Annotated in this window: 23 protein-coding genes; 10 read left to right on the forward strand and 13 right to left on the reverse strand. The window is 72.2% G+C overall.

Annotated elements, in window-relative coordinates; all coding sequences use genetic code 11:
* Nucleotides 1–299, reverse strand: a 299-nt coding sequence (locus tag AB0E85_RS26150) for a cbb3-type cytochrome c oxidase subunit I (protein ID WP_361931706.1), incomplete at its 3' end; no start/stop codon positions are given.
* Nucleotides 296–1,261, reverse strand: a complete 966-nt coding sequence (gene coxB, locus AB0E85_RS26155; RefSeq protein ID WP_107454510.1) for a cytochrome c oxidase subunit II — start codon at nt 1,259–1,261, stop codon at nt 296–298. The genes AB0E85_RS26150 and coxB, both read right to left, overlap by 4 nt.
* Before the next feature lie 264 nt (nt 1,262–1,525).
* On the opposite strand from coxB, the gene AB0E85_RS26160 reads away from it, so the two are divergent.
* Nucleotides 1,526–2,905 (forward strand): aminotransferase class V-fold PLP-dependent enzyme, encoded by a 1,380-nt coding sequence (locus tag AB0E85_RS26160; protein WP_361931709.1) that lies wholly within the window; start codon nt 1,526–1,528, stop codon nt 2,903–2,905.
* A gap of 82 nt (nt 2,906–2,987) precedes the next feature.
* On the opposite strand, the gene AB0E85_RS26165 is transcribed toward AB0E85_RS26160, so the two are convergent.
* The gene (locus AB0E85_RS26165) at nt 2,988–3,962 is read right to left on the reverse strand and encodes a carbohydrate kinase family protein (RefSeq protein WP_361931712.1); all 975 of its coding nucleotides are present in this window, start codon (nt 3,960–3,962) and stop codon (nt 2,988–2,990) included.
* A gap of 132 nt (nt 3,963–4,094) precedes the next feature.
* Between AB0E85_RS26165 and AB0E85_RS26170 the strand changes: the two genes are divergently transcribed.
* Nucleotides 4,095–4,304, forward strand: coding sequence for a hypothetical protein (locus AB0E85_RS26170; protein WP_033312635.1), 210 nt, complete (start codon nt 4,095–4,097; stop codon nt 4,302–4,304).
* 146 nt (nt 4,305–4,450) lie between these two features.
* Complete coding sequence (locus tag AB0E85_RS26175) at nt 4,451–6,421, forward strand: hypothetical protein (protein WP_361931715.1); 1,971 nt, start codon at nt 4,451–4,453, stop codon at nt 6,419–6,421.
* Nucleotides 6,422–6,512: 91 nt separating this feature from the next.
* On the opposite strand, the gene erpA is transcribed toward AB0E85_RS26175, so the two are convergent.
* Entirely contained in the window at nt 6,513–6,869 is a 357-nt protein-coding gene (erpA, locus tag AB0E85_RS26180) for an iron-sulfur cluster insertion protein ErpA (protein WP_030837535.1), read from the reverse strand.
* A 283-nt stretch (nt 6,870–7,152) separates the two neighbouring features.
* Here erpA and nadA point away from each other — a divergent pair, with 283 nt between their 5' ends.
* Nucleotides 7,153–8,337: a quinolinate synthase NadA gene (gene nadA, locus AB0E85_RS26185; RefSeq protein ID WP_361931719.1), complete on the forward strand. Its 1,185-nt coding sequence runs from the start codon at nt 7,153–7,155 to the stop codon at nt 8,335–8,337.
* A 30-nt stretch (nt 8,338–8,367) separates the two neighbouring features.
* Here nadA and AB0E85_RS26190 read toward each other — a convergent pair whose 3' ends face one another.
* The 6 genes from AB0E85_RS26190 to AB0E85_RS26215 all read right to left on the reverse strand — a co-directional run bounded on the left by AB0E85_RS26190 (nt 8,368) and on the right by AB0E85_RS26215 (nt 17,169).
* A complete protein-coding gene (locus AB0E85_RS26190) occupies nt 8,368–10,608 on the reverse strand; it encodes a protein kinase (protein ID WP_361931722.1) in 2,241 nt (746 codons plus the stop codon).
* A 187-nt stretch (nt 10,609–10,795) separates the two neighbouring features.
* Complete coding sequence (locus AB0E85_RS26195; protein WP_361931725.1) at nt 10,796–13,930, reverse strand: efflux RND transporter permease subunit; 3,135 nt, start codon at nt 13,928–13,930, stop codon at nt 10,796–10,798.
* A 159-nt stretch (nt 13,931–14,089) separates the two neighbouring features.
* On the reverse strand, nt 14,090–14,773 hold the full coding sequence (locus tag AB0E85_RS26200; protein WP_361931728.1) for a response regulator transcription factor: 684 nt from the start codon (nt 14,771–14,773) through the stop codon (nt 14,090–14,092).
* The gene (locus tag AB0E85_RS26205; protein ID WP_361931730.1) at nt 14,770–15,987 is read right to left on the reverse strand and encodes a sensor histidine kinase; all 1,218 of its coding nucleotides are present in this window, start codon (nt 15,985–15,987) and stop codon (nt 14,770–14,772) included. Before AB0E85_RS26205 ends, AB0E85_RS26200 begins: the two co-directional genes overlap by 4 nt.
* A gap of 97 nt (nt 15,988–16,084) precedes the next feature.
* Nucleotides 16,085–16,363 (reverse strand): hypothetical protein, encoded by a 279-nt coding sequence (locus AB0E85_RS26210; RefSeq protein ID WP_355833262.1) that lies wholly within the window; start codon nt 16,361–16,363, stop codon nt 16,085–16,087.
* Nucleotides 16,364–16,386: 23 nt separating this feature from the next.
* Nucleotides 16,387–17,169, reverse strand: coding sequence for a PspA/IM30 family protein (locus tag AB0E85_RS26215; protein ID WP_361931733.1), 783 nt, complete (start codon nt 17,167–17,169; stop codon nt 16,387–16,389).
* Nucleotides 17,170–17,486: 317 nt separating this feature from the next.
* Here AB0E85_RS26215 and AB0E85_RS26220 point away from each other — a divergent pair, with 317 nt between their 5' ends.
* Both AB0E85_RS26220 and AB0E85_RS26225 read left to right on the forward strand, forming a co-directional pair.
* A complete protein-coding gene (locus AB0E85_RS26220) occupies nt 17,487–18,086 on the forward strand; it encodes a DUF3043 domain-containing protein (protein WP_355833265.1) in 600 nt (199 codons plus the stop codon).
* 83 nt (nt 18,087–18,169) lie between these two features.
* Nucleotides 18,170–18,907 carry a methyltransferase domain-containing protein gene (locus tag AB0E85_RS26225; RefSeq protein ID WP_361931736.1) on the forward strand — a complete coding sequence of 246 codons (738 nt, stop codon included), beginning with the start codon at nt 18,170–18,172 and terminating at the stop codon, nt 18,905–18,907.
* Between the two features lie 46 nt (nt 18,908–18,953).
* Here the strand turns inward: AB0E85_RS26225 and AB0E85_RS26230 are convergent, their stop codons facing one another.
* Complete coding sequence (locus AB0E85_RS26230; protein ID WP_062926420.1) at nt 18,954–19,166, reverse strand: hypothetical protein; 213 nt, start codon at nt 19,164–19,166, stop codon at nt 18,954–18,956.
* A 220-nt stretch (nt 19,167–19,386) separates the two neighbouring features.
* Here AB0E85_RS26230 and AB0E85_RS26235 point away from each other — a divergent pair, with 220 nt between their 5' ends.
* A complete protein-coding gene (locus AB0E85_RS26235) occupies nt 19,387–20,586 on the forward strand; it encodes a bifunctional adenosylcobinamide kinase/adenosylcobinamide-phosphate guanylyltransferase (RefSeq protein ID WP_361931739.1) in 1,200 nt (399 codons plus the stop codon).
* Between the two features lie 69 nt (nt 20,587–20,655).
* Here AB0E85_RS26235 and AB0E85_RS26240 read toward each other — a convergent pair whose 3' ends face one another.
* Nucleotides 20,656–21,702, reverse strand: a complete 1,047-nt coding sequence (locus AB0E85_RS26240) for a class I SAM-dependent methyltransferase (protein ID WP_361931742.1) — start codon at nt 21,700–21,702, stop codon at nt 20,656–20,658.
* 171 nt (nt 21,703–21,873) lie between these two features.
* Here AB0E85_RS26240 and cobT point away from each other — a divergent pair, with 171 nt between their 5' ends.
* Complete coding sequence (gene cobT / locus AB0E85_RS26245; RefSeq protein ID WP_361931745.1) at nt 21,874–22,983, forward strand: nicotinate-nucleotide--dimethylbenzimidazole phosphoribosyltransferase; 1,110 nt, start codon at nt 21,874–21,876, stop codon at nt 22,981–22,983.
* 338 nt (nt 22,984–23,321) lie between these two features.
* Nucleotides 23,322–24,020 (forward strand): hypothetical protein, encoded by a 699-nt coding sequence (locus AB0E85_RS26250; protein ID WP_361931748.1) that lies wholly within the window; start codon nt 23,322–23,324, stop codon nt 24,018–24,020.
* On the opposite strand, the gene AB0E85_RS26255 is transcribed toward AB0E85_RS26250, so the two are convergent.
* The gene (locus tag AB0E85_RS26255) at nt 23,960–24,721 is read right to left on the reverse strand and encodes a hypothetical protein (RefSeq protein ID WP_361931750.1); all 762 of its coding nucleotides are present in this window, start codon (nt 24,719–24,721) and stop codon (nt 23,960–23,962) included. The two genes, AB0E85_RS26250 and AB0E85_RS26255, sit on opposite strands and share 61 nt — an antisense overlap.
* Nucleotides 24,722–24,781: 60 nt before the next feature.
* On the opposite strand from AB0E85_RS26255, the gene AB0E85_RS26260 reads away from it, so the two are divergent.
* On the forward strand, nt 24,782–25,564 hold the full coding sequence (locus tag AB0E85_RS26260) for an adenosylcobinamide-GDP ribazoletransferase (RefSeq protein ID WP_361931753.1): 783 nt from the start codon (nt 24,782–24,784) through the stop codon (nt 25,562–25,564).
* The last annotated feature ends 37 nt before the right edge of the window (nt 25,565–25,601 follow it).

Consider the following 25,601-nt stretch of genomic DNA (forward strand, 5'->3'; position numbering starts at 1 on the left):
GTCGCGAACATCAGCAGCATGATCGTGCCGTGCATCGTGAACGCCTGGTTGAACTGCTCGTTCGACATGATCTGAAGACCGGGCCGGGCGAGCTCAGCGCGCATGAGCAGCGCCATGACGCCGCCGATGACGAAGAACGCGAACGACGTGGCCAGGTACAGCGTGCCGATCGTCTTGTGGTCCGTCGTCGTCAGCCACTTGACCACGACACTGCCGCGGTTCTGGCGCCTGACCGGCAGCTCGTCCTGGTAGTGGGACCCTGCTGCCGCGGCACCCTGGGGTTCGTTGAGGATGCTCACAGGTTGTTCGTCTCCCGGTTCTTCTCGTGGCTCGTCTGCGCGATGCCGGCAGGAACGTAACCGTTCTGCTGCTTGTCCACGAGGTCCTTGAGGTGCTGCTCGTAACGCTCGGGGGAGACGACCTTCACGTTGAACAGCATCCGAGAGTGGTCGACGCCGCAGAGCTCGGCGCACTTGCCGAGGAAGGTGCCCTCCTTGTTGGGGGTCACCTCGAAGGCGTTGGTGTGGCCCGGGATGACGTCCTGCTTCATCAGGAACGGCACCACCCAGAAGGAGTGGATGACGTCACGCGAGGTGAGGACGAAGCGGACCGTCTTGCCCTTGGGCAGCCAGAGCGTGGGGCCCGGGTTGTTGGTCTGCGGGTTCCGCGTGCCGGGGGTGCCGCAGTCGTAGACGCCGCCGGCGTTGGCCGGGAAGTCCTCCTTGAAGCGGTCCGGGATCGCGTCCAGGTCCTTGGAGGTCTTGGCGTCCCCGGTGGAACCGGCGACCGGCTCGATGTAGTTGAAGCACCAGCTCCACTGGAAGCCGACCACGTTGACCGTGACGTCGGGCTTCTTCTTGAGGCTGAGCAGCTCGGACTCGTCACGGGCGGTGAAGTAGAACAGCACCGAGACGATGATGAGCGGGACCACCGTGTACAGCGCCTCGATGGGCATGTTGTACCGGGTCTGCGGAGGAACTTCGACCTTGGTGCGGCTGCGCCGGTGGAAGAAAGCACTCCACAGGATCAGACCCCACACCAGCACGCCGACGGCGAGCGCAGCCGCCCAGGACCCCTGCCACAGGGAGAGGATCCGCGGAGCCTCTTCCGTGGTCGGGGTGGGCATACCAAGGCGGGGGAAGTCTTCCCAGTTGTACGAGCAACCGGTGGCTGTCGCCAAGACCAGGCCCGCGGTCAGTGCCTGCAGCAGCTTCCGCCGCATCGGGCGCCGCGGCGAGCGGTCGGAGCCGTTGGGACTCACGTAGCGCCTTCCCGAGAGTCTCGCCCGCGCGGTCGGCTGCGGCCTGGCCTTCTCGCTGGTCGGTCGCCGCCCTGCGTCGGGCAGGGGTTTGGATGTTTATGCGGACCAAACCCTAGCCGACGCCCTCCGGGGGTTCTCGGGGAGGGGTGCCTAGTGGGGTGGGGTGTTCGCTTGATTGGCGGGTGCGGCAGTCGTCGTGGCTTGTCGCGCAGTTCCCCGCGCCCCTGAGGGACGTCTGTGCGCTGGGCGTTTTAGCGTTGCTGTGTGGGTTACTTCGATGCTGCTTCCAGTGCTCCTCTCCACCCCGTCGCCCGGCAGGCGCTGCTGGCCTCGCTCGACGAGGGGTGGGCGGATCCCGCGCGGCTGTACAAGGAAGGGCGGCGGGCGCGGCTGCTGTTGGACGCCGCCCGGGAGGCCGCCGCCGAGGCCGTGGGGTGCCGGGCGGACGAGCTGGTGTTCACCTCGTCCGGAAGCCGTGCCGTGCACACGGGCGTTGCGGGGGCGCTGGCCGGGCGGCGGCGGGTCGGACGCCACCTGATCGTGTCAGCCGTCGAACACTCCTCTGTACTCCATTCGGCCGAGGCGCACGAGGCGGGCGGCGGGTCCGTCACCCAGGTGCCCGTCGACCGGGGCGGGGCGGTGGATCCGATCGCCTACGGCGCTGCCCTGCGCGCGGACACCGCGCTGGCGTGCCTCCAGTCCGCCAATCACGAGGTCGGGACCGAGCAGCCCGTCGGGGCGGTGGCGCAGGTGTGCCGGGAGGCCGGGGTGCCGTTGCTGGTGGACGCGGCGCAGACGCTCGGGTGGGGGCCGGTGGACGGGGACTGGTCGCTGTTGACGGCCAGTGCGCACAAGTGGGGCGGGCCGTCCGGCGTCGGGCTGCTCGTGGTCCGCAAGGGCGTGCGGTTCGCGGCGCAAGGGCCGGTGGACGAGCGGGAGTCGGGGCGGGCGCCCGGTTTCGAGAACATCCCGGCGATCGTGGCGGCGGCCGCGTCGCTCCGGGCCGTGCGGGCCGAGGCGGCCGAGGAGTCGGTGCGCCTGCGGGAGCTGACGGACCGGATCCGGGCCGGGGTGCCGCGGCTGGTGCCCGACGTGGAGGTCGTCGGCGACCCGGCGCGCCGGCTGCCCGGGATCGTCACCTTCTCCTGTCTCTACGTCGACGGGGAGGCGCTGCTGCACGAGCTGGACCGGGAGGGCTTCTCGGTCTCGTCCGGATCGTCCTGCACGAGCAGCACGCTGACGCCGAGCCATGTGCTGCGGGCGATGGGCGTGCTGAGTGAGGGAAATGTGCGGGTTTCGCTGCCGCCCGGGGCGGCCGAGGAGGACGTGGAGAGGTTCCTGGAGGTGCTTCCCCGGGCTGTGGCGGCGGTGCGGGAGAAGCTGGGGGCGCCGGTCGCCTCGGAGGTGGTCCGCGAGGAGGACGTCCTGGTCGTGGACTCCCTCGGCAAGCGCTGCCCGATCCCGGTGATCGAGCTGGCGAAGGTCATCGGCGACGTGCCCGTGGGCGGGCTGGTCCGGGTCCTGTCGGACGACGAGGCGGCGCGACTGGACATCCCGGCGTGGTGCGAGATGCGGGGCCAGGAGTACGTGGGCGAGGAACCGGCGGACCAAGGAACGGCGTACTTGGTCCGCCGGGCGAGCTGACCGGCTCAGGGGCGCGGGGCCGGGTCGACATGCGGCTGCCGCCGCGGGGCGCGACCAGCCCCGCACCCCCGCAGGCGGCACCTCAGCCCAGATGCCCCCGGACCTCTTCCGCGGCCTCGTCCCCGTACGCCTTGGTGAACCGCTCCATGAAGTGCCCGCGCCGCAGCTGGTACTCCTGCGTCCCCACCGTCTCGATGACCAGGGTCGCCAGCATGCAGCCGACCTGCGCGGCCCGCTCCAGGGAGACGCCCCAGGCCAGGCCCGACATGAAGCCCGCACGGAAGGCGTCGCCGACGCCCGTCGGGTCGGCCTTGCGCTCCTCGTCCGGCGTGCCGACCTCGATCGGGTCCTCGCCGACCCGCTCGATGCGGACCCCGCGCGCGCCCAGGGTGGTGACGCGGTGGCCGACGCGGGACAGGATCTCCTCGTCGCTCCAGCCGGTCTTGGTCTCGATGAGGCCCTTCTCGTACTCGTTGGAGAAGAGGTACGTGGCCCCGTCCAGCAGGATGCGGATCTCCTCGCCGTCCATCCGGGCGATCTGCTGGGAGAAGTCGGCGGCGAACGGGATGGACCGGGAGCGGCACTCCTCGGTGTGGCGGAGCATGGCCTCCGGGTCGTCGGCGCCGATGGAGACCAGGTCGAGGCCGCCGACGCGGTCGGCGACGGTCTTCAGCTCGATGAGACGGGCCTCGCTCATGGCGCCGGTGTAGAAGGAGCCGATCTGGTTGTGGTCGGCGTCGGTCGTGCACACGAAGCGGGCGGTGTGCAGCGTGTCGGAGATACGGACGGAGTCGGTGTCGACGCCGTGCCGCTCCAGCCAGGCGCGGTACTCGTCGAAGTCCGCGCCCGCGGCGCCGACCAGGATCGGGCGGGTGCCGAGCTGCCCCATGCCGAAGGCGATGTTCGCCGCGACGCCGCCGCGGCGGACGTCGAGCTTGTCGACCAGGAACGACAGCGAGACCGTGTGCAGCTGGTCCGCTACGAGCTGGTCGGCGAAGCGGCCGGGGAAGGTCATGAGGTGGTCGGTGGCGATGGAGCCGGTGACTGCGATGCGCACGGCGTGGATTCTCCTGTGGGAGGCGGACCTTGACAGTTCACGCTATCGGGTGGGCTGGGCAGCTCTGAAGGCATCGAAACTACCCGATAGTAGATCTTTCTCCGTGAGCTCGACCGTGCATACGGTGCCGCTATGACGAACCTCAAAGTCCATGCACCCGTTCCGGTCGATCTCGAAGGCGATCTCGCGTCGCTGCCCGGGGACGGGGCGCGCATGGCTCCGCACTGGGCGGTCCCCGCCCGGGCCGCCTCGCGGCCGGTCTCCCCGGCCCTGATCCACGGCGTGTCCGTACCCCCCGCGTCGGCGCGGCTGCTCGACGCCATGGAGGACTACGGGGACTGAACGGCGCACACGCGGGAACCGTGTGCTCCCCCGCTGCGTCCCATCGCCGTCCCCCGTAAAGGGGAGGCGGGATACGACCCACCAGCGGGCCCGTAGGTGACGGGCCGGGTCCCATGGGACAGCTGTGCAGCCGAAGGAGCGATGCGGTGAACACCGAGCGACCCGACAACGACGACGACGCCAGGGAAGCGGCCGGCGCCACCGCCGATGCCCCGGAGGTCGAGGAGCCGGGTACGGCGGACGCCGGAACCCCGGCGGACGCCGGGGCGTCGGCGGAGACCGGGGCGTCGGCGGAGACCGATGAGCTGGCTGAGGCTGAAGCGCCGGTTGAAGCTGAGGCGTCGGCGGAGGCCGAGGTGGCGACTGAGGCCGAGGCCGAGCGGTCACCGGATGCCGCTGGCTCGGGAGAGACCTCCGAGGTCACTGAGGCCGCCGAGACCTCTGAGGCCGCTGAGGCCATCCGGGTCTCTGAGACCGCCGGGACCTCTGAAGCCTCCGAGGCCGATGCTTCCCAGGCGCCTGATGAGGATGCACAGGCCCACGGGGGCAGCACGGGCGAGGCGGCCCCGGCAGCCGACGAGCCGGACACGCCGGAAGCCGGGGGCGTCGAGGAGGAAGCCCGCCCCGATGCCACCCCCGTACCGGTCGGTGACCTCCCCCGGGACGAAGAGGACCTGGTCCGGCACGGCGGTGGCCGTCCCCGTACCCCCGCGATCATCGCCTCCGTCGCCGCAGCCGTGCTGCTGATCGGCGGTGGCGGGGCCTGGCTCGCCTCCAACGCGTCGAGCGGATCGGGCGGCGGTACGTCGTCCGGCGCGCCCGGCGGGGACGACACTCCCCCGCCGCTCGCACTCGACGGCTACTCGGAGTCCACGGCGGGCGGCGGCAACGGCATCGCGCCCGGCGAGCCCAACCCCTACGGCGCCACCTACCGGGTCGACGGCACCCTGCCCGAGGGCCCCGGCAAGGCGCCGGTGTACCGGGCGCAGGGCGAGGTCACGAAGGCGGAGGCGGCCCGGCTGGCGGAGGCCCTCGGGGTCGACGGGGCGCCGGTGGCACAGGGCGAGGCCTGGAAGATCGGGGGCCAGGACGGGTCGGGGCCCAGCCTCCAGGTGAACCGGCAGGCGCCGGGCGCCTGGACGTTCAGCCGGTACGCCCCGGGCGCCGACGACTGCAAGGGCACCGACACCTGCACCGCCCCGCAGCCCGGCGGCACCCCGGTGGGCGAGGACGTGGCGGAGAAGGCCGCGGCGCCGGTGCTGAAGGCCTTGGGTCAGGACGACGCGAAGGTCGACGCGAGTCAGGTCATGGGCGCCCAGCGGATGGTGAACGCCTCCCCCGAGGTCGGCGGACTGCCGACGCACGGCTGGACGACCGGGATCACGGTCGGCTCCGACGGCGAGGTCGTCGGCGGCAGCGGTCAGCTGAAGGCGCCGGTGAAGGGCGACACGTACCCCGTGGTCGGCGCAGAGAAGGCGCTGGAGCTGATGGAGGGGCAGCCGAAGAGCGACCACCGGATGGGCATCGGCGGCTGTGCGAGCCCGGTGCCGCTGAAGGACCGGCTGGAGCAGCCCTGCGAGCAGCCGTCGAGCGGCGCTCCCCAGCAGGACACGGTCACGGTCGAGAACGCGGTGTTCGGGCTGGCCGCGCACGTCGTGGACGGGCGGCAGGCGCTGGTGCCGTCGTGGCTGTTCGAGGTGACGGCGCCGGGCGCGAAGGACCCGTTCACGGTGACGTACCCGGCGGTGGAGCCGAGGTTCCTCATCTCCCCCGAGCCGAGCGAGCCGAGTGACCGGCCGACGGCGGATCCGGGCCCGCGCGAGGTGAAGGTGGACGGTTACCGGGCCGAGGGCGCGGAGCTGACGGTGACCTTCACGGGCGGGGTGTGCGCGGACTACGACGTGAAGGCGAACGAGAAGGGCGGCGAGGTGACCGTCACCGTGACGTCGACCCCGTGGCCGGACGCGATCTGCGTCATGATCGCCAAGCAGTTCCAGAAGACCGTGCAGCTGGACGGGCCGCTCGGCGACCGGGCGGTCGTCGACGCGGACGGCGAGGCCGTCCCGCTGGCCAAGGAGGGCGCGCGGCTGCCGGCTCCGCCCACCCAGGAGCGGTAGGAGCGGCCGTACGGCACGAAGGCGGCGGCCCCGTCGGAGGGGGCCGCCGCCTTCGTCGTGTCCGCGGCCGCCGGGGGGCGGCTCGGCAGGCTCAGCTGAAGGAGTCGCCGCAGGCGCAGGAGCCCGTCGCGTTCGGGTTGTCGATCGTGAAGCCCTGCTTCTCGATGGTGTCCACGAAGTCGATCGTGGCACCGCCCAGGTACGGGGCGCTCATGCGGTCGGTGACGACCTTCACACCATCGAAGTCCTTCTCGACGTCGCCGTCGAGGGCGCGCTCGTCGAAGAAGAGCTGGTAGCGCAGGCCCGAGCAGCCGCCGGGCTGGACGGCGACGCGCAGCGCGAGGTCCTCGCGGCCTTCCTGGTCGAGCAGCGCCTTGACCTTGGACGCGGCGGCGTCGGTCAGGATGATGCCGTCGGTGACGGTGCTGGTCTCGTCCGATACGGACATCTACATCTCTCCCGGGTTGTACGGAGACTGCTTGCCGACGGTTCCAACCGGCGGGGCCTCGGAATCATTCCGGGGCCGGTCGCTCGATCTCGGCTCCTTTTCATGCTCGCACACGCATCGGGAACCGGAAAACGGCTCTTTCCGGGTCTTCCCGGGAATGAACGGCGGCCCACCGGGATTCACGTCACACAGACGCTATGGCCATCGTCAAAGTGACGTGAAGCGGTTATGATAGATAGCGTCAAATCGACGAAAAGTCGCAGAAACAGAAAGGGTGCGTGTCGTGACCACCGCCCAGACCCAGGAGCTCGACGTACAGCCGACGCCCCTCGCCCTGCTGCTCCTCGGCCGTGAGGCCGACCCGAAGAGCGAGCGCGGTGTGGAGTGTCCCGGCGACCTGCCCTCGCCGTCCGACCCGGACCTGGTGGAGCGCGCCCGCAAGGCGAAGGAGAAGCTCGGGGACAAGGTCTTCGTGCTCGGCCACCACTACCAGCGCGACGAGGTCATCCAGTTCGCCGATGTGACGGGTGACTCGTTCAAGCTGGCCCGCGACGCGGCCGCCCGCCCGGAGGCCGAGTACATCGTGTTCTGCGGCGTGCACTTCATGGCGGAGTCCGCGGACATCCTGACGTCCGACGACCAGAAGGTCGTCCTGCCCGACCTCGCCGCCGGCTGCTCGATGGCCGACATGGCGACGGCCGAGCAGGTCGCCGAGTGCTGGGACGTGCTGACCGAGGCCGGGATAGCCGAGCAGGTCGTGCCCGTCTCGTACATGAACTCCTCCGCCGACATCAAGGCGTTCACCGGCAAGCACGGCGGCACGATCTGCACCTCGTCCAACGCCAAGCGGGCCCTGGACTGGGCGTTCGAGCAGGGCGAAAAGGTGCTCTTCCTGCCCGACCAGCACCTGGGCCGCAACACCGCCGTGCGGGACATGGGCATGTCCCTGGAGGACTGCGTCCTCTACAACCCGCACAAGCCGAACGGGGGGCTGACGACCGAGGAGCTGCGCGCGGCGAAGATGATCCTGTGGCGCGGCCACTGCTCGGTGCACGGCCGCTTCAGCCTGGACTCGGTGAACGACGTGCGCGAGCGCATCCCCGGCGTGAACGTCCTGGTGCACCCCGAGTGCAAGCACGAGGTCGTGGCCGCGGCGGACTACGTCGGCTCGACGGAGTACATCATCAAGGCCCTGGAGGCCGCGCCGGCCGGCTCCAAGTGGGCCATCGGCACGGAGCTGAACCTGGTCCGCCGCCTGGCGAACCGTTTCGCGCCGGAGGGCAAGGAGATCGTCTTCCTCGACAAGACGGTCTGCTTCTGCTCGACCATGAACCGCATCGACCTCCCCCACCTGGTCTGGGCCCTGGAGTCGCTGGCCGAGGGCAACCTCGTCAACCGCATCGAGGTGGACAAGGAGACGGAGGCGTTCGCGAAGCTGGCCCTGGAGCGGATGCTGGCCCTGCCGTAGCCCTGCCCCGGCCCTCGCGGCTGGTGCGGCTCACCCCGGGACGGGCTTCCGGTCGGGGTGGGCCGGGTCGAGGGTGAAGACGTCGCCGTCCGTGGTGGCCACGACCAGGGCGCCCGCGTGGAGCAGCACAGCGGAGCCCGACCAGCCCGGGTTCGTCACCCGCCGGGCCCGCGGCAGGGTCTCCCACAGCAGCGTGCCCTTCCTCGTGTCGAGGGCGGCGACCCGGCCGCTGGCGCTGGACAGGTAGACCGCGCGGGCACGCGGGTCGTGGACGATGCCGCTGGGCTGCTCCAGGCTCGTCCGGGTCTGCCACAACCGCTCGCCCGTGCGGACCGACACGGCGACGACCTGCCCGGAGGACGTGGCGAACCACAGGGTGCCGTCCGAGTACGCCGCGTTGCCCTCCAGCGGCTCCGCGAACTTCACCGCGCGTGCCTTTCCGGTGTCCGGGTCCAGCAGCCGGATCCCGGCGAACGCCTCGTCCTGCTCGTCCTCGGTCGGTTCGAGGAGGACCAGACGGCCCTCGGACGTGCCGACGACCGTCTGGTCGACGGGTACCGTCAGACGCCGTGCCGAGCCGTCGGAGGGGTCAAGCCGCAGCAGGACCGTCTCCTTCGAGGGCATCTCGTCCGGGCCGCACCGCAGGTAGGGGTTCGCGCCGGTATCCGCCGGACCGCAGTACTGCCCCGCGGGCAGCGGCGCCGTCCAGCGCTCCTCGCCGGTGCGCGCAGAGCGGGCGGTCACCGAGCGGCCGCCGTCGTCCGGGACGATCACCAGCCCGCCCGAGACGTACGGGCGCACCGCGTCGACGTTGACCGTGCGCTGCCACAGCCGCTCGCCGGTGCCGGTGTCGAGGGCGGCGACGGTGACCTTGACGTCGTCCCCCTGGTGGGGATCGTACGTCTGCTCGACCAGCATCGCGTCGTCCGTGATGCCCAGCACGGAAAAGCTGTACGCCCCGTCGCCCGTGCCGGGCGGCAGCACGTCGGCGCGCCAGCGGGCCCGTCCGGTGCGGGCGTCCAGGCGCACGGGCAGCACACCGTCGCCCGCGCAGTGGACGGCCCCTTCGTACACCTGGCACTCCGGGCCGTTCATCGACCCGCCCTCGTCGATGCCGCGTCCCTGCTTCACGCCCTGCGCGGCGGTGGCGTGCACCGTGGTCTGCCAGGGCTTCCAGCCGGCCGGGACGGGCGTCCAGCGGGAGGGCGTGGAGCCGGTGGTGTCCGCCCCCGAGCGGGAGTCGTCCTCGCCGAGCCCCGGACCGAGCAGCAGATAGCCCGTCAGGCCGAGCGCGAGGGCGGTCGCCGTGCCGGCCGTGGCCCACCACCGCCGGGCACGGCTTGGGCGTCGCACGGAGGCCGGGGGGCCGGGGTCGGCGTCGGAGACCGCGGCGGGCCGGGTGCTGACCAGGGCCGCCTCGTCCCTGCGCAGTGCCACGGTGTCAGGCTCGTCCGGGCCCGTCTCCGGCAGCGCGGCCACGAATTCCGCGGCCAGGTCGTCCAGGCCGGGCCGGGTCGCGGGGTCCTTGGCGAGGCAGCGCTCCAGCAGCGGATGCAGGGGCTCCGGAACGCCGTCCAGGACGGGCGGGTCGTGCACCACCCGATAGGCCGTCAGGTAGGGGCTGTCCGCGTCGAAGGGGCCCCGGCCGGTGCTCGCGTGCACGAGCAGGGCGCCGACGGAGAACACGTCGGAGGCCGGGCCCACGGAGCGGGCGTCGGTGAGCTGCTCCGGCGACATGAACGGCGGGGTGCCGATCATCTGGCCGGTCTCGGTCAGGGTGTTGTGGTTCTCGGCCGCGCGGGAGATGCCGAAGTCGATGACGCGCGGGCCGTCCTCCGCCATCAGGACGTTGGCGGGCTTGAGGTCCCGGTGCACCACCCCCGCCCGGTGGATCTCCCGCAGCGCCTCCACCAGTCCGAGCGCCAGCCGGCGCAGGGCGGCACCGCGCAGCGGGCCCTGTTCCCGGATCAGCGCGGCCAGGGAGGGCCCGGGCACGTACTGGGTGGCCATCCAGGGCCGGACCGCCTCCGGGTCGGCGTCCAGGACCGGCGCGGTGAAGGCGCCGCTCACCTTGCGGACGGCCTCGATCTCCTGGCGGAAACGGGCGCGGAAGACCGCGTCCTCCGCGTACTGGGCGTGCACCACCTTCACGGCGACCTCGCGTCCCGAGCGGGCCCGGCCGCGGTAGACGATCCCCATGCCCCCGGACCCGAGCCGGCCGACCAGCTTGTACCCGCCGACCGACTTCGGGTCGTCCTTCTGCAGCGGCACGCCCGGTTCCTCTCCCCCGCCAAGCAGTCCGGGTCAGGATACGTAACGCCCGCACGGCACAGGCCGGGGCCCGAACCGTTGCTACGTAACGCCCGCACGGCACAGGCCGGGGCCCGAACCGTTGGCTTCCGGTTCGGGCCCCGGCCTGGATCCGGACCTGGCGTACGGGCCCGGCGAGGACTCGCGATCAGACGGTCGCGGGCTCCGGCTCGTCCGAGGACGGCGTCGCGCCGGAGCGGTCCCCCGCCTTCTTCGCACGCTTGGCCGCGCGCTTCTTCGCCCGGCGCTCCTTGCGGAGTTCGACCATCGCGTACAGCGTCGGGACCAGCAGCAGCGTCAGCAGCGTCGACGTGACCAGGCCGCCGATCACGACCACGGCCAGCGGCTGGGCGATGAAGCCGCCCTCGCCGGTGATGCCGAGGGCCATGGGAAGCAGGGCGAAGATCGTCGCCAGGGCGGTCATGAGGATCGGGCGCAGCCGGTGCCGGCCGCCCTCGACCACGGCCTCGACGACGCCGTGGCCCTGCTTGCGGTACTGGTTGATCAGGTCGATCAGCACGATCGCGTTCGTCACCACGATGCCGATCAGCATCAGCATGCCGATCATGGCCGGGACGCCCATCGGGGTGCCGGTGGCGATCAGCAGGCCGATCGCGCCCGTCGCCGCGAACGGGATGGAGACGAGCAGGATCAGCGGCTGGACCAGGGACTTGAAGGTGCCGACCAACAGCATGAAGACGATCGCGATGGCCGCCAGCATCGCCAGGCCCAGATTGGCGAACGCCTCGTCCTGGTCCTCGGAGACACCGCCGATCGACGCCGTGGCGCCGTCCGGGAGCTTCAGCGCGTCGATCTTCGACTGGAGCTGCGTGCTGACCGCGCCGGTGTTGTCGCCGGTCGGCTTCGCGGTGATGGTGGCGGCGCGCTGGCCGTCGATGCGGGTCATCGAGACCGGGCCGTCGACCATCTTCACCGTGGCGATGTCGCCGAGCTTCACCTTGCCGCCCAGACGCAGGTCCTGAAGCTGCTTCAGGGTCGTGGCGGGCTTGGCCGAGCGGATGACGACGTCGCGCTCGGTGTCGTCCAGGACCGCCTTGGCCGCGGTGGTGCCGCGAACGGCCTGGGCGACGGCGGCCCCGAGCGTCTGGTCGTTGAAACCGGCCGCGGCCGCCTTGTCGTTGGCCTTGACGGAGATGCGCGGCACGCTGGTCGCGAGGTCGCTGCTGACGTCCGTGACGTCGTCGAGCGAGGCGACCGTCTTGCGGACCTCCTCGGACGCCGTGCGCAGCACGCCCGCGTCGGCGGCCTTCACGACCACGCTGAGGTCCTGGCTGCCGAAGCCGTCACCGGCGGCGACGGTGGTCGTGCCGATGCCCTTCAGGCCGGCGAGGCCCTTCTCGATGCTGTCCTGGACGTCCGCGTGGGACGCCGAGTCGTCGAGCATCACCTGGTACGAGGCCTGGTTGCTGTCCGTGCCGCCGCCGAAGGCCGCCATGAAGCCGGACGAGCCGATCGTGACCTGGTAGTCCTTGACGCCCTCGGTGCCGGCGAGCAGCTTCTCGACCTTCTTCGCCTGGGCGTCGGTGGCCGCCAGGCTGGCGCCGGGCTTCAGTTCCTGCTTGACGGTGAGGACTTCCTGCTCGCCCTGGTCGAAGAAGTTCGTCTTCAGCAGCGGCGCCATGCCGAACGTGCCGACCAGCACGACGACCGCGATGGCCACGCTGGTGAGGCGGCGGCGGGTCGCGAAACGCAGGACCGGGACGTAGATGCGCTGGAGGCGGCTCCTGGCCTCCTTCTCCTCCGCGATCCGGCGCGCCTCGTCCGCGTCCTCGGGGGTGCCCTTGGGGGGCCGCAGGAACCAGTACGACAGGACCGGTACGACCGTCAGGGAGACGAGGAGGGACGCCAGCAGCGCCGCCGTGACCGTGAGGCTGAACGAGCCGAACAGCTCGCCCACCATGCCGCCGACCAGGCCGATCGGCAGGAAGACGGCGACCGTGGTGAGCGTCGAGGACGTCACCGCGCCGGCCACCTCGCGGACGGCCTGGAGGATCGCCGAGTGGCGCTCCTCGCCGTAGCCGAGGTGGCGCTTGATGTTCTCCAGGACCACGATCGAGTCGTCGACGACCCGGCCGATGGCGATGGTCAGGGCCCCCAGCGTGAGGACGTTCAGCGACAGGTCGCGCGTCCACAGCACGATCAGGGCGAGGACCACGGACAGCGGGATGGACACCGCGGTCACGAGGGTCGAGCGGATCGAGGCCAGGAAGACGAGGATCACCAGGACCGCGAAGAGCAGACCGAGCGCGCCCTCGGTGGTCAGGCCCTTGATGGACTTGGACACGGCCGGGCCCTGGTCGCTGACGACCGTGAGGCTCGCGCCGGAGCCGAGGTCCTTGCGCAGGTCCGGCAGCTTGTCCTGGACGGCGTCGGAGATGGCGACCGCGCTGCCGTCGCGGTCCATCGTCACGGCGACCGAGAGGCTGGGCTTGCCGTCGGTGCGGGTGATGGAGTCGGCTGTGGCCTCCTGCTGCTTCACCGCGGCGACGTCGCCGAGGCGCACCGGCTTGCCCTTGCCCGGCTCGCCCGTGACCATCAGGTCCTTGATCTGCTCGATCGAGGTGAAGCCGCCGCCGACCTGCACCGTGCGGTTGGCGCCGTCCTCGTCGAAGGAGCCGGCCGGGACGGTCGCGCCGCCCGCCTGGAGCGCCTGGGAGAGCGACTGCGAGGTCAGACCGGCCTTCGCCAGCTCGGCGTCGTCGGGCGTGACGGTGACCTGAAGGTCGCGCACGCCGTCGACGGTGACCTGGCCGACGCCGTCGATGCTCTTCAGGTCCGGCACGACGGTCTTGTCGAGCTGGTCGGCCAGGGCCTGCTGGTCGCGGCCGGAGGTGACGGCGAGGACGACGGTCGGGATGTCGTCCGTGGAGCCGGCGACGACCTGCGGGTCGACGTCGTCCGGGAGCTGGGCGCGGGCCCGGTTGACGGCCTGCTGAACGTCGGCGACCAGCTGCTCGGTGCCGTTGCCGTAGTCGAAGGACGCCATGATCACGGCGTTGCCCTCGCCGGCGGTGGAGGTGACGCCGCTGATGCCGTCGACGGCTTCGAGGGAGTCCTCGATGGGTTCGACGACCTGCTTCTCGACCACGTCCGGGGACGCGCCCTGGTACGGCGCCAGCACGGACACCACGGGCAGTTCGATGGTCGGCAGCAGCTGCTGCTTGAGCTGGGGTATCGCGATCGCCCCGAAGACGAGCGCGATGATCGACATCAGCCCGATCAAGGCCCGTTGTGCGAGGCTGAACCTGGACAGCCAGGACATGGGTGAAGGTCTCTCTTCTGTTAACGGCAGAAGCGGCAGCGGGCGCGCAGACGAGCGCCCGCCCCTACACCCTGAGCCATGCGGGAACCGGGTTCCGTAGGCCCCAGGTCCAAATCCTTATGCGGCGCATACTCCGGCCGCAGTACGCCCGGGTGGGGCTCACTCCACCCTCGGACGGACCAGCCCGGACTCGTACGCGGTCACCACGAGCTGGGCGCGGTCCCGCGCCCCCAGCTTGGCCATGGCCCGGTTGACGTGCGTCTTCACGGTCAGCGGGCTGACTTCCAGGCGCTCGGCGATCTCGTCGTTGGAGTGCCCGCCGGCGACCTGGACGAGCACCTCGCGCTCCCGGACGGTGAGCGAGTCGAGCCGTTCCCCGCGAGCCGGGTCGCGGTCGCCGTCCGCCGGGTCGTCCGTGGCGAGGAACCGGGCGATCAGCCCCGTGGTGGCCGCCGGGGAGAGCAGGGCCTGGCCGCCGGCCGCGATACGGATGGCGTTCAGCAGTTCCTCGGGTTCGGAGCCCTTGCCGAGGAAGCCGGAGGCGCCGGCCCGCAGCGACTGCACGACGTAGTCGTCCACCTCGAACGTCGTCAGGATGACCACCCGGACGTCGGCGAGATCGGGGTCGGCGCTGATCATGCGGGTCGCGGCGAGGCCGTCGGTGCCGGGCATGCGGATGTCCATGAGGACGACGTCGGGCTGCTGCTCCTTCGTCAGCCGGACCGCTTCCGCGCCGTCGGAGGCCTCGCCGACCACCTCCATGTCGGGCTCGGAGTCGACGAGCACGCGAAAGGCGCTGCGCAGGAGCGCCTGGTCGTCGGCGAGCAGGACACGGATGGTCATGCGGGGTCCTCCCCGGTCGGTGTGCGGTTCTTGACCGGCAGGATGGCATGGACGCGGAAGCCTCCGCCGTAGCGGGGACCGGTGGTGAGCGTGCCGCGCAGGGCGGTGACGCGCTCGCGCATACCGAGCAGTCCGTGGCCGCCGCCGTCCTGGGTCTCGTGCTCGCCGCTGCCGTCGTCGAGCACGGTGATCTCGATGTTCGGTCCGACGCGGACGACGCTGACCTCCGCCTTGGCGCGGGGCCCGGCGTGCTTCTGCACGTTGGTGAGGGCCTCCTGGATGATCCGGTAGGCGGCCAGGTCGACCGCCGCCGGGAGGCTGGTGCCCTGGTCGGCGCGGGCGACCTCGATGTGCAGGCCGGCGCTGCGGAAGGTGCCGGTGAGTTCGTCCAGGCGGTCGAGGCCCGGGGCCGGTTCGGTCGGGGCCTCCGGGTCTCCGGACTGCCGGAGCAGCCCGACGGTGGCGCGCAGTTCGTTGAGCGCGGAGCGGCTGGCCTCGCGGACGTGCGCGAGGGCCTCCTTGGCCTGGTCGGGCCGCTTGTCCATGACGTGGGCGGCGACCCCGGCCTGCACGTTGACCAGGGCGATGTGGTGGGCGACGACGTCGTGCAGGTCCCGGGCGATGCGCAGGCGTTCCTCGGCGACCCGGCGGCGGGCCTCCTCCTCACGGGTGCGTTCCGCCTTCTCGGCGCGTTCCCTGATCGCCTGGACGAAGGCGCGGCGGCTGCGGACCGCGTCGCCGGCGGTGGCGCCGATGCCGGTCCAGGCGAAGATGCCGAGGTTCTCCTGGGCGTACCAGGGCAGGGGGCCCGCGGCCATGGCGGCGCCGGTCAGCACGGTCATGGTGAGCAGGCCGACGCGCCAGGTGGTGGGGCGGTCGGTGGTGGAGGCGACGGTGTAGAGCGCGATGACGGCGGACATCGCGACGGGGGCGCGGGGGTCGCCGGTGACGGACTCGATGACGGAGAGGGTGCCGGTGAGGGCGAGGACCGTCATCGGGGCGCGTCGGCGGAAGACCAGGGCCGCGGCGCCGAAGGTCATGAGGAGGAGGCTGAGCGGGTCGGGGGTGCGCAGCACCCAGCTGACGCTGTCCCGGTGCCGGGGTTCCACGAAGGAGCCGGCGACCATGCAGACCAGGACGGCGAGGGCGAGGACGGCGTCCAGGGCCAGGGGGTGCGCCTTGGCCTGGTGTTTGGCCCGCGCGAGGGTGCTCACGGTTGTTCACCGTAGCCGGGCCGGCGGTGGCTGTGGGAGGTGCTCGGCGCTGTGACCGGCGTCGGGCGGGCCCCAGCGGCACGACTCCCCGCGGACACTAGCCCGGGATCAAGCCGTCGTCGCTGAGGAGCTCCCTGACCTCCTCCAGGGTGGCGTCCGGGGAGGGCAGGATCAGTTCCGACGGCTCCAGGGAGTCGTCCGGGAGGGGTTCGCCCAGGTCGCGGACCCTCGTCAGGAGGGCCTGGAGGGTGCGGCGGAAGCCGGGGCCGTCGCCGTTCTCCATTTCCGCCAGGAGTTCGTCGTCCAGCTTGTTCAGCTCGGCGAGGTGGCCGTCGGCCAGGATCACCTGGCCCTCCCCCATGATCCGTACGATCATGTCGCCCTCCTAGGCGTGGACCCCTACTGCTTGTCGAAGCGCGGGGTGTCCTGCGGCTGCTGCTGGGACTGCTGGCCCGTGCCGCCTTCGAGCGCCTGCTGCCCGCTGCCCGAGCCTCCGGCCAGTTCCGCCTTCATGCGCTGCAGTTCCAGCTCTACATCCGTACCACCGGAGAGCCGGTCCAGCTCGGCCTGGATGTCGTCCTTGTGCATGCCGGAGGGGTCGTCGAGGGCACCGGAGGCGAGCAGCTCGTCGATGGCGCCGGCGCGGGCCTGGAGCTGGGCCGTCTTGTCCTCGGCGCGCTGGATCGCCAGGCCGACGTCGCCCATCTCCTCGGAGATGCCGGAGAAGGCCTCGCCGATCCGGGTCTGCGCCTGGGCCGCCGTGTACGTCGCCTTGATCGTCTCCTTCTTCGTGCGGAAGGCGTCGACCTTGGCCTGGAGCCGCTGGGCCGCGAGGGTGAGCTTCTCCTCCTCACCCTGGAGTGTCGCGTGCTGGGTCTCCAGGTCGGTCACCTGCTGCTGGAGCGCGGCCCGGCGGGAGAGCGCTTCACGGGCCAGGTCCTCACGGCCCAGCGCGAGCGCCTTGCGGCCCTGGTCCTCCAGCTTGCCGGACTGCGACTGGAGCTGGTTCAGCTGGAGCTCCAGGCGCTTGCGGCTGGTGGCCACGTCGGCGACACCGCGGCGGACCTTCTGGAGCAGCTCCAGCTGCTTCTGGTACGAGTAATCGAGGGTCTCGCGCGGGTCCTCGGCCCGGTCAAGGGCCTTGTTCGCCTTCGCGCGGAAGATCATCCCCATACGCTTCATGACACCGCTCATGGGCTTCGCGCGCCCCCTTCTGACCGACTCCGGTTCCAGCTCCAGCGACAGAACCCACAGTACGGGCCCTGCATCCATTACCGCACTGTTCGGGGACGGATGCGCTCATCCCCAAGGACGACTGCGTGCGCTCCCGCTCCGGCGTAGGGAGTAGGTGGTCCCCGGGGTTACCGGAGCCGTACACCCCGGGGAACATCCGGAGGCGTACGCAACGTCCCCTCTGTCCCCTTACTGACGACTGGTGTTGCCGGATCGTTCCCCACCGGGCTGGGGTCCATGCCCGGAAGCCCTTACCCTTGGGTTTTGTGTTCCGTAGCCGTGCGAAGGATGAGAAGGCCCAGGACGCCGACAAGGCGCCGGTGAACTTCTCCAAGCAGCCCCGCGACCCCCAGGCCCCCAAGGGCCGCCCCACGCCGAAGCGCAGCCAGGCCCAGAGCCAGCGCCGCAGCGTGGCCAACACGTCGATGACGCGCAAGGAGGCCGCCAAGCGGCAGCGTGAAGAGCGCCGCAGCGCGCTGGAGCGGCAGCGCCAGGCGCTGGCCAGCGGCGACGAGCGCTACCTGCCCGCCCGTGACAAGGGGCCGGTCCGCCGGTTCGCGCGTGACTTCATCGACTCGCGGTTCAACATCGCGGAGTTCTTCCTGCCGATGGCCGTGGTCATCCTCGTGCTGAGCATGGTGCGGGTGCCGGCGCTTCAGAACATCGCGCTGCTGCTGTGGCTCGTGGTGATCGTGCTGATCGTGCTCGACTCGTTCGTCACGGGCTTCCGTCTGAAGAAGCAGCTGGCCGAGCGCTTCGCAGGTGAGAACAAGCGCGGCGCCGTCGCCTACGCCCTGATGCGCTCTCTCCAGATGCGTCGGCTCCGGCTGCCGAAGCCGCAGGTCAAGCGCGGAGAACGGCCCTGACCACGACGCCGTTCTCCGGGGGTGCGGCACCAGCCTGGCTGGACGAGCTGGGCGGGCTGCGCGATGTGGTCCGGCAGGAGCTGGTGGCCCGCCAGCTGGACGAGCAGATAGTCGGCCGGTTCCCGGTCGGCAAGCGCCTTCGGGTGCTGGACGTGGGGATGGGCCAGGGCACCCAGGCGCTGCGGCTGGCCCGGGCCGGGCACCAGGTGACCGGTCTGGAGCAGGACGCGACGATGGTCGCCGCGGCCCGGGAGTCCCTCGCCGGGGAACCGGAGGGCATCCGGGAGCGGATGCGGATCATCGAGGGCGACGGCCGGGACACCGGTGTGCACTTCCTGCCGGGCAGTTTCGACGTGGTGCTGTGCCACGGCGTCCTGATGTACGTCGAGGAGCCCGACCCGCTGCTGGCGGGCCTCGCCCGGATGCTGGCGCACGGCGGGCTGCTGTCGCTGCTCGTGCGCAACGGCGACGCGCTCGCGATCCGGCCGGGCCTGTCCGGTGACTGGTCCGGGGCGCTGGCGGCCTTCGACACCGTCTCCTACCTCCCCCATTCTCGAAAAGACTCGAACGGGGGGACCCCCATCCGGCTGGGCCTCGACGTGCGGGCCGACCGGCTGAAGGACCTGACGTCGACGCTCGCGGGGATCGGGGCGCCGCTGCACGCCTGGTACGGGGTGCGGGTGTTCACCGACACGGCGGCGGACGACGCGGAGGTACCGGCCGACGTGGAGACGCTGCTCGCGGTGGAGGAGAAGGCCGGGCGGACGGATCCGTACCGCGGGGTGGCGGCGCTGCTGCACCTGTGCGGCGTGCGCGGCTGACACACGGAACAGGGGCGGGAGCCGTCGGCCCCCGCCCCCGCCGGGCTCACGCCTCGGCCGCGTGCAGACTCATCGGCCCGTAGATCTCCGTGGCGTCCTCGAACAGCCGCACCTGATCGGCACCGCCCTCCTGGAGGGCCTTCCAGTGCTCCCCGATCCAGGACTCGGCGTCCCCCTGGGTGGGGAACTCCTCCGGCGGCACCGCGGGCTGGACCTCCGTCCCGTCGGTCTTCTCGAACCGCCACGTCCATGCCGCCATGTACGCCTCCCATGTGTGTGAGCACACTGCACAGCGAAAGCCGGATCTTGGTCCGGCTCCCGTCCCGAGCCTAAGCGTTCCCGCCGGGTGGGGTGTTATAGGCCTTGCGGGGGTATGGGTCACCGGTTGGGTGCGGGTCGTGGGCGTTGCGCGGCTCCCCACGCCCCCTTGGGGGCGTCTCCATCACGCGTGACTCATGGCCACGGGTGAGAATCGTTGCGTGGAACTCACTCTGCTCGGCACCGGCGCCCCCGCGGGTCTCCCCCGCCCCGACTGTCCCTGCGCGGCCTGTGCGGCCGCCCTCGGCCCCGACGCGCGGGCGGCCACCGCACTGCTCCTGGACGGGGCGCTGCTGCTCGACCTGACGCCCGGTGCGGCGTTCGCGGCGGCGCGGGCGGGCCGTTCCCTGACCGGCGTCCGGCAGGTGCTGCTGTCGCATCCGCACGACGGGCCGGCGGTCGAGGTGCCCGCGGGGCTGCCGCAGCCCGGACGGGTGCCGGACGGGCGGGAGTTGACCCTGTTGACGGGGCACCGGGTGCGGGCGGTGGCGCTGGACGCACCGGGCACGGGGTACGCGGTGACCGGGCCGGAGGGGCAGCGGCTGCTGTATCTGCCGCCGGGCGGGGCGCCGGCGGGCCTGGAGGGGCCGGCCGAGTCGTACGACATGGTCCTGGCGGACGTCGTGGGGCGGCCGGACGCGCTGGCGAAGCTGCGGGCGGTGGGGGCGGTCGGGCCGACGACCGACGTGGTCGCCGTCCACCTGGACCACGACGTGCCGCCCGGCCCCGAGCTCGGGCGGCGGCTCGCGGCGGCCGGGGCCCGGGCCGTGCCGGACGGGCTGACGCTGGTGGTGGGGGCGTACGAGGAGGTGCCGGACGTGCCGCGGCGGACGCTGGTGCTGGGCGGGGCGCGGTCGGGCAAGTCGGTGGAGGCCGAGCGGAGGCTGGAGGCCTTTCCGGACGTGCTGTACGTGGCCACGGGCGGGTCGCGCAACGGCGACACGGAGTGGGCCTCGCGGGTCTCGGCCCACCGGGAGCGGCGGCCGGGGTCGTGGCAGACGGTCGAGACCTGCGACCTGGTGCCGTTGCTGGAGGCGGAGGGGCCGCCCCTGCTCATCGACTGTCTGTCGTTGTGGCTGACCGACGCGATGGACGACGCCGGGGCGTGGGACGACGCGGTGTGGGCGGAGCGGGGCGAGAAGGTGCTGCGGGAGCGGGTGCGGGAGCTCACGGAGGCGGTGCGGGTCACCCGGCGGACCGTGGTCGCCGTGTCGAACGAGGTGGGGTCGGGGATCGTGCCGTCGACGGCGTCGGGGCGGCGCTACCGGGACGAACTCGGGCGGCTGAACGCGGGGTTCGCGGACGAGTGCGAGCACGTGCTGCTGGTGGTGGCGGGGCAGGCCGTGGTGCTGCGGGGCTGACCGGGGCCCCACGGCTGCCCTCTCCCCCGGGCTGCTGACCGGGGCCCCACGGCTGCCCTCTCCCCCGGGCTACGGAGTCTTGCGTGCGATGACCCGGTAGGTGTTGGCGAAACGCGTGCGGCGGGCGACCGGGGCGATGAGGTGGTCGGCCAGCGCGGCCACGGCCACCAGGGGCATCCCGGCGCGGAGCAGGGCCGTGCGGGCGTGCCGCTGCACGGGGGGCGGGGGAATGGCCCGCCAGGGGGTGTCCGGGGCGGGCAGTGCGTGCGAGAGGGCCAGGGAGGCGGCGCCCGCGAGGTCGTGGGGGACGTGGACCGGGCGGTGGTCGAGCGCCAGGACCGCGCAGCCGGCCGACTCCAGTTCCGCGCGGACGTTCTGCGGGGGCAGGAGGTGGAGGTGGCGCGGCTGGTCGTAGGGGAGCCACCAGCGGCCCAGCAGGGCGGCGAAGACGCTGCGGGGGCTGAGGGTCTCGATGAGCAGGTGGCCGCCCGGGCGCAGGACCGCCAGGGCGGCCCGCAGTTCCGCCCGGGGGTCCGGCGTGCCCTCCAGGTGGTGGAGCATGCTGACCACGTCGTAGCGGGCGCGCAGGGGGCCGGCGATTCCGGGGTCCGTCAGGCGGCCGACGTGGGCCTCCTCGACGCGGTCGGCCGTGCGGGCGCGGACCACACGCGGGGTGGGGTCCAGGCCGTCGAAGGCGGTGTACGGGAAGAACTGCCGGGCCGTGGCGGGGAAGCGGGCGTGGCCCGTCCCGACGTCGAGCCAGCTCTCCGGTTCGCCGCAGCGCAGCATGGCGCGGGCGGCCGAGCGGTGGCGGCGCGGACTGGCGCGGAGGGCGAGGAGGCCGTCGCTCGCCGGGTCCCTGGGCGCCCCGCGCGCGGTCCGGTGGTAGAGAGCCAGCCCCTCCGGGGTGAGGCGGGGGTTCTGGAAGGTGTGGCCGCAGTCCCGGCAGGCGTCGACGGTGAAGCCGCCCGGCTTGTACTGCCGCAGGTCACCGGTGCGCAGCCGGTTCCGCAGCCGGTCGGAGCCGCACCAGGGGCAGTCCTCCCGGCGCGGTTCGTGGACCCGTGCGGTCGTCTGGGGGGCGGGGGGTGCCGAGGAGGCGGGATGTGCGGGCATGGGCGGCTCCCGGGGGCGACGGCGTACGGCGGGGACGTCGCACGTACCACGTACGACAATCTGCTGCAAAACGGAACGTATGGGATGCCGATCTCGGGTGCAACGACGTCGCCGTGACGGAGTGGTGATGTGGCGCCGTGCTGTTCGACCGGGGCCGGTACTGTTCGGCGAATGAGCTCGCTTAATCTCGACGACTTCACCGATCTGATCGAGCGTCCGGACGGCGGGATCCGCCGTGACGCCGAGGCACGCCGGGAGCGACAGATCGTGCCGCCCGGATCGCTGGGCCGCCTCGACGAACTGGGTGAGTGGCTGGCGGCGGCGCAGTCGGCCGTGCCGGTGCGGCCGGTCGAACGGCCGCGGGTGGTGCTCTTCGCCGGTGACCACGGCATCGCCGAGCTGGGCGTCTCGGCCCGTCCGGCGGGCAGCGCCGGGGAGTTGGTGCGCGAGGTGCTGGAGGGCGGCCGGCCCGTGTCGGTGCTGGCCCGGCGGCTGGACGTGCCGGTGCGGATCGTCGACATGGCCCTGGACTGCGACCCCGAGTCGCTGCCCGAGGACGTCGTGCGGCACCGGGTACGGCGCGGCAGCGGAAGGATCGACAGCGAGGACGCGCTGAGCGCGGAGGAAGCCGAGGCGGCGTTCCGCGCGGGCATGGCGGTGGCCGACGAGGAGGCCGACTCGGGCACGGACCTGGTGGTGCTCGGCGATGTGAGCGTCGGCGGGACCACGGCGGCGAGCGTGCTGGTCGCGGCGTTGTGCGGGGTCGACGCGTCGGTCGTCACCGGGCGCGGCGGGCAGGCGATCGACGACCTGGCGTGGATGCGCAAGTGCGCGGCGATCCGCGATGCGCTGCGCCGGGCCAGGCCGGTACTCGGGGACCAGTTGCAGCTGCTGGCGGCGGTCGGCGGGGCCGACCTCGCCGCGATGACGGGCTTCCTGTTGCAGTGCGCGGTGCGCAAGCTGCCCGTGGTGCTCGACGGGGTCGTGACGGCCGCGTGCGCACTGGTCGGGCAGCGGATCGCGTTCCGGGCGCCGGACTGGTGGCTGGCCGCGCACGACAGCGGGGAGCCGGGGCAGGCGAAGGCGCTGGACCGGATGGCCCTGGAGCCGCTGCTGGCGCACGGGGTGACCGTCGGGGAGGGTACGGGCGCTCTGCTGGCGCTGCCGCTCGTGCAGGCCTCGGCCGCGCTGGCGGCGGAGCTGCCCGAGAAGCCGAAGGAGTCCGAGGCGCCGGCCGGACCGGCGGAGCCGGAAGCGTCGGAGGCGCCCGCCGAGCAGTAGCACCCCCGAGATCCAGGTCACTCCCGCCTGGCTCAACTTCGTCCCGTTCCGGTCGGTCTTGGAACGTGGTGTCGGTTTGACTGAGGGGTCCTTTCACTATGAGCGTCCGATCAGGGCGCGTGGTCTGGTGCCGTGCATCGCAAGGCGCCGGGAAGCCCTTGATGGGGGTACCCCCTGCTCGAGCGGAGCCGAGAGCTCGGGGGAGGAGCTACTAGGGCTTTTCGGCAACGCGGCGAGGTGCGGTGCCAGGCCGCGCGACCCGGACGGGCATAGTGAAAGGACCCCTGAGTCGCAGACACCCTCAGACATCGCCGCGCACGGACGAGGACGATCGCCGGATGACCACGCTCGCCCGCTGGGCCCGCGCCGAATGGGGACGGCTGTACGCCGCGGTGCGCGGGCCGCTGGCCGAGCGCCGGTGGCGGGCCGTGCCGCTGGCGGTCGCGGCCGTGTGCCTCACGGCGGTGCTGCACCTCGTGCACAGCCAGGCGTGGGGCTATCAGTTCGTGCAGGACGCCGGCGGGGTGCGGGCCGTGGACCCGCTGTGGCCGGCGCTGCTGCGGACGCCGCTGTCGCTGTTCGTGCCCGCCCTGGATCTGCCGGTGTGGGGCGCGCTCGTGCAGATCCTGCTGGTGTTCGGCATCGCCGAGCTGTGCCTGGGCCGGTGGCGGACACTGGCCCTCGCCTACGTCGCGACGCTCGCGGGCACGCTGTACGCCCGCGTGGGCATCCGGCTGGGTCCGCACTCCCCGCTCGGCCTGCCCGCCTCGGACGCCTACGTGGTGGACACCGGACCGTCGGCGGCGGTGGTGGGCCTGGCCGTCTTCCTGGGCTGGCGCTACCGCGCGTACGTCACGGCCTCGGTGGTGATCGTGGCGATGGTGGTCGAGGTGGTGCTGAAGGAGAACCTCGCGGGCAAGGAGCACCTCGCCGCGATCACGGCGGTGCTGGTGCTGTGCGCGGTGGGCGAGCTGCGTCAGCGGCGTTCGAGGGACCGGGCGGGCTCGGGGTCGGGCGCGCCGCCGATCCAGTCCTGAACGGCTCGCATGGGGGTCGCCCAGCGGCGGTCGTGGTGATAGGAGCGCAGGGCGGATTTGGCCCGGGCGCGGGGCCGGTTGCGGTAGAAGCGTTTGGCCCAGGGCGAAGTCGGGCGAGCCAGCCGTACGGCCCCGACCAGGGCGACGAAGGGGATGATCACGCCCACGACCGCGAGGCGGACCTTGCCCTTGAACAGCGAGATCAGCGCGAACGCGAAGTTCACGAGGACGTTCACGAGGACGACGGCTCGGTTCTGCTGCTGGTCCTCGTTGAGGTCGTTGACACCCAGGGGCGAGAAGCCGATCAGGAGCAGACCCACCAGGGAGGCCGTGAGGACGACCATCTCCACGCTCTTGCGGCCGTTCGGCGTCCAGTAGACGTCGGCGAGGTGCAGGACCAGGGCGAACTCGTCGAGGACGAGCCCCGCGCCGATACCGAAGATCACCGCCGCCAGGCAGGAACCGAAGCCGTGTCGGCCACCCGCCACCGCACCGAAGCCCCCGACGATCGTCAGGATGACCCCGGGAACCACGTGGTGGACGTGGACGCCTCCGCTGCTGACGTTGCCGAAGGGGCCCTTGCCCGCCCGGATGAGGCGGGTGATGACCCGGGTGATCAGGAAGGTCAGGACGAAGGAGATGAGAGCGAGGAGCAGGGGCAGCTTGCCGGGTTCCATGATGTTCCGCTCGAACCATCCCATATGCGCACTTTATCCTCGGCCGCCGTGCTCGCTCTCCTGACCGGCCGGTAGCCTGCGCCGGTGCCCGGAATCTCGCCCCTCGACGCCCTCCGCTTCGCCTTCGGCACCCTCACGGTGTTCCCGGTCCGGGTGACGCGGTGGGACCGGGAGGCCGCTCGCGGCGGCATGCTGTGCGCTCCGCTGGCCGGGCTGGCCGTCGGCGCCGCCGCCGCCGGGCTCGGGCTGGTGCTGCTGTTCCTCGGCGCGGGCGCGCCGCTGGCCGCCGTGGCGACCGTCGCCGTCCCGGCCGCCCTCACCCGGGGGTTGCACCTCGACGGGCTCGCGGACACCGCCGACGGGCTGGGCAGCGGCAAGCCCGCCGAGGACGCGCTGCGGATCATGAAGCAGTCGGACATCGGTCCGTTCGGGGTGATCACCCTCGTCCTCACCCTGCTCGCGCAGGTCGCCGCGCTCGCCCAGGCGTACGAAACCTCCTGGGCCCGGGGCGCGTGTGCCGCCGTCGTCTCGGCGACCCTAGCCCGGCTGGCCCTGACCCTGGCGGCCCGGGCCGGAGTGCCGGCGGCGCGGCCGGAGGGGCTGGGAGCGGCCGTCGCGGGGGTGGTGCCGCTGCGCGGGGCGGTGCTCGCCGCCGTGGCCGTGGCGGGAGCCGTGGCAGCGGCCGGTGCCCTCCTCGGGCCGTACGGCCCGGTCCGCACCGTGCTCGCGGTCGTCCTCGCCCTGGCCGCCGCCGAGGCGCTGCTGCGCCACTGCACGCGCCGCTTCGGCGGGGTCACCGGGGATGTCTTCGGCGGTCTGGCGGAGACGGCGGCGACCACGGCGCTCGTCGTTCTGTCACTGGGCTGAAACGATCTTCCCGTCCCTCTCCTGCACGGGCCGCCCA

The organism is Streptomyces sp. NPDC029044 (assembly GCF_040637495.1).
Lineage (GTDB): Bacteria > Actinomycetota > Actinomycetes > Streptomycetales > Streptomycetaceae > Streptomyces.